The organism is uncultured Microbulbifer sp. (genome assembly GCF_947498635.1).
GTDB classification, from domain to species: Bacteria; Pseudomonadota; Gammaproteobacteria; order Pseudomonadales; family Cellvibrionaceae; genus Microbulbifer; species Microbulbifer echini.
Map to the genome: position 1 here is coordinate 1 of NZ_CANMKV010000083.1, position 3,818 is coordinate 3,818.

General features: G+C 40.5%; 3 protein-coding genes. 1 reads left to right on the forward strand and 2 read right to left on the reverse strand.

Going from position 1 to position 3,818, the window contains the following annotated elements; translation table 11 throughout:
- Positions 1-38: 38 nt before the first annotated feature.
- The gene (locus Q1A69_RS19785; protein WP_299589545.1) at positions 39-845 is read right to left on the reverse strand and encodes a LysR family transcriptional regulator; all 807 of its coding nucleotides are present in this window, start codon (positions 843-845) and stop codon (positions 39-41) included.
- Positions 846-944: 99 nt separating this feature from the next.
- Between Q1A69_RS19785 and Q1A69_RS19790 the strand changes: the two genes are divergently transcribed.
- Positions 945-1,553, forward strand: coding sequence for a short chain dehydrogenase (locus Q1A69_RS19790; RefSeq protein WP_299589548.1), 609 nt, complete (start codon positions 945-947; stop codon positions 1,551-1,553).
- A gap of 1,298 nt (positions 1,554-2,851) precedes the next feature.
- Here the strand turns inward: Q1A69_RS19790 and Q1A69_RS19795 are convergent.
- A complete protein-coding gene (locus tag Q1A69_RS19795; RefSeq protein ID WP_299589551.1) occupies positions 2,852-3,529 on the reverse strand; it encodes a hypothetical protein in 678 nt (225 codons plus the stop codon).
- Between the last annotated feature and the right edge of the window lie 289 nt (positions 3,530-3,818).

The following is a 3,818-nucleotide window of genomic DNA, read 5'->3' on the forward strand; positions in this document are numbered from 1 at the left end:
TGGAAGCTTACTAGCCTACAGCCAGCTGACCTCTCTCGCTATTGCCAAGTGTGTCGGTTGTTATGGGAATCTAGGATTAAATTAGTGCCTTTAAGTAATCTGGATGGCAGAAAAGCAATTGTTTCCGTTGTTTCCAGATAAAGGGGAACTATAGAGAAACAGGGGGCAGAAATTACAGTATTTCTCCTTAAACCATGCTCTTCAAACCAGGTATCTATAGATCCCCGAAAATTAGGCCTAGAAGGTGAGGCGATTATCTGAGGATAATCAGCTATATCGTGGATACGTAGCTTCTTCTTGGCTAGCGGGGAGCCCTTAGCAGCAACACAAATATGATATTCAGAAAACAGGGTCTTATAAGGGTAGTTATCAGGGACAAAATCTGGAAATGCTATCACCAAATTTATTTTACCCGCTGTAAGTGAACTACTTAAGTTGTCAACATCTAAATCTTGAATAATAATTTTTAGGTTTGGAGCTTGCTGTCGAATTTTAGCGATAACTTCAGGTAATACCACTTGCTGCGCATAGTCAGTAGAAGCAATAACATAAGTGCCCTCTACAAGCTCAGGTACAAATGAATCTGGCTTTAACAATTGATCAAACCCTTGCAGAAGCTGATCGACCTTCTCACCTAAATTTTCGGCATAAGGCGTAGATACTAAGCCGTTACTCTTCCTAACGAATAATCGGTCATCAAAGATCTCTCTTAGCTTACTGAGTTGACCGCTGACAGCTTGCTGTGTTAACCCAACTTGTTGAGCAACGCGAGAGACATTTCTCTCCCTAAGTAGAGCTTGAAATATTTTTAGCTGTTTAATCTCCAGCCGATCAATATCTTTCATAATTGTATCTCTTACAGGGTGCAACTGTTTCTCATTGTATTACTAGTTAACTACCATAGCTACTCAAGTAACAAAACAACTTCTACTGAAGAGGTCGGTATGAAAAAAATTATTTTAATTGGAGCATCGGGAAAAATTGGCCAAGCCGCATTAAGTGGATTGGAGCATCATGAAGTGGTCACAGCCAGCTATTCAGGCAGGGGGTGCGATTATCAAGTAGACATTGGTAGCGAGGCTTCCATCAAGCAGCTCTTCGAGAGTGTTGGCTCGTTTGACGCCGTTGCCAACACCGTAGGCTTATGTGAATATGCTGATTTTGTCGATATGAGCGAGAATCAATGGATGACAACCATACTCAGCAAAATGATGGGGCAGATAAATTTGGTTCGTATTGGCCAGAAGTATATCAACGATGGTGGCTCATTTTCTCTGATTACTGGCATCCTTAGCTCAAAAGCAATTCCTATGGCCATTGCTGATGCAACTACAAGCGGAGCAATTGATACCTTTGTTAAATGTGTGGCCTATGAACTCCCAAGAGGAATCCGCATAAATTCGATTAATCCAACTGTAATTGAAGAAGCGTGGGATGTATATGGTGAGATGATGTCAGGTTTTCATCCCGTTCCAGGACTTATGGTGGGCAAGGCTTTTGCGCGCTCTGTTGACGGGTTTATTACGGGTGAAGTTATCACCGTTGATGCGTAATTTCCTGATATAACGTTTCAAGCCCATTTTAATTTGGATTTTTAATATCCATTTGGGACTGTTAACCGATCATCCTTTCCCTATAACGCCCGCAATAACCGGCCGGAGCAAAGTTGATTGCCTTGGACGAAACATGATCGTTATCCGTATAGGCTCTTTAACACCATCTGTTCCTCTTTACTCCACACAGGCCGTTCATATAGAGACTTTGCGAGAGTTCCATCTACAACGAATGCAACATTCAATCCTAGCGAGGCGAAGAAAACAGCAGTAAAACTTACTTTGAAAACAGACTTCAACATAAAAGTCATTTAACGTTCGCATTTGCGGCGGCTGGAGCATAGAGTAAGCCCTCCAGCCGCGATAGCGGCGAACAACATGCGCTTGTTGTGCATTTCTACTTGCCGCACCAAACACACCATAAAACTCTTACTCCATTTTTGATCTGATAATACCAGCTTTATACATAGCCTAGGTAAAATGTGCATCTAGTCAACACGCTTTATCCAGAGTATCATCACCTGAATCAGACTTGTACTCATGGATAAGCTCACTATCAAAGTTATTCTCGCCATCAAACTACTCCTAGTAGCTTTTTAGCATAAACATTTAATAGGGTATTTGAAGCTTTCGCTACATAATGAGCCAGTAATTTGGTTTTAGGGTTATGCATATAAAATTGTAAACAAAAGTGAGAGTCATGATGCGAGCTTTTGTCCCACACTATTCCTTCATTTAAGCCAATCAGCTCTGTCAATTTTGAGTAGATAATATTCATTTGGGCTTTATGTATAAAGCAGCTGTAACCTGCCCAAATTACGGAGCAATTTTGTGCAAAAGTGCGCGTAGCGTATTGCATAAAACCGCGTAGTAATTTGAGGTGGGTTTGCAGCTTTGTTATGCAATTTTTGTGTCCTCTGGAAGTAGCCCACAAGCATAAAAACATTGAGTACCTGCCTAGCTGATTTAGAAAGACTCTTCCACACCTGCCTGGAATCTATGGATACTTGATCCCAAGCAAGATTAACACGCCTTATCTCGGAACCCTTATTTCTAGTGAACACTGGCAGAGTAAATGATTCGATTAATTCGAGAGACACCCAATCCCCCCCCCGAACTCTATATTTGATAAGGCTTTGAGGTGGCAACCTTCATCAGCAAATAGGCCAAGTACTTCAATGGTTCGGTTTCGAATTAGTTGCGGTACCACTTTATCTGAAACTATTCCGTTTATGGTGTGTAGGTTGCATAATGCCTGCCAGTAGGGGCACAGAATGCGTCCCTGCTGGCGGGCTTTGTTATATTAATTTTAAAATCCAGCAGTGATTGCTAGAAATGTTCACACATTTAATGCTATTAAAAGTATCTTCTAAAACTTCAAACTTGTCGATTATCGCTTGATACTCCCATTCCATAAAAAGAGGAATATCAGCACCAATCAATAATGTTGTATTGGGGTACTTATGTAAATTTTCATGTTTCTTCCGGTAAGCCCTTTGTATGCGCTCAGACTGCAAATCAATTATTGAATCTGTTCCAACAATATCACCATCCGTCTCATTAATTGTTCTATTTTTCACATTGCCACAATACTCAGGTGTGTGATAAATAGGGGAGTGACCGAATTCAACAATGGACTCTGCCTGAATCGTTGATTGTTGCCCATCAATTGCTACGGTTACTTCTTTTCTTTCTAGCAACTTTCCTTCTGAATCAATGAAATCAGCATCGTATGATGTTGTAGATCCCGGATAGAATTTCAAGAATACTTTGGGGTCGTTGTAATAAGATTGGGCATATTTACTTAAAGGAAGTAGTTCATCCAAGACTTCCTTTGTTATTCCTTTTTTAAGCGTGATGAAGTCTAAGCTTTCAGGCGTTTCTGAATACCGTGAAATTAGAGACTTCACCCACTTAAGTGCAATATCACTTTGAATATAATCTCTTAGTTCATCAATATTAATCAAGGTATTCAAATTCATCACTTTAAAATATAACGTCTTTAATCAGCCGCGCCTCAGTTTGGCGTCGGATGGATTTTATTGTTAGAGCGCCCTTGAGAAAAAATAATTAACACCATCGTTATTGCGACTATGAGTGGCCCTAACCCGAATATCAATTTAGTTCTAAGATATTCAGAGTAACCTATAGATCCTGTGGGTGGTGAGAGTCCATAAGGAGAAGAAACTAGGGAACCTCTGAATAATTCCGAGCCAATTTGGTAGTATTCAGTTATCCGTCAAGGCTACGATAGATCATGCACCA

Coding starts and splice junctions, on each gene's coding strand:
- Q1A69_RS19790 (WP_299589548.1), top strand. CDS start 945: ATGAAAAAAATTATTTTAATTGGAGCATCGGGAAAAATTGGCCAAGCC.
- Q1A69_RS19785 (WP_299589545.1), bottom strand. CDS start 845: ATGAAAGATATTGATCGGCTGGAGATTAAACAGCTAAAAATATTTCAA.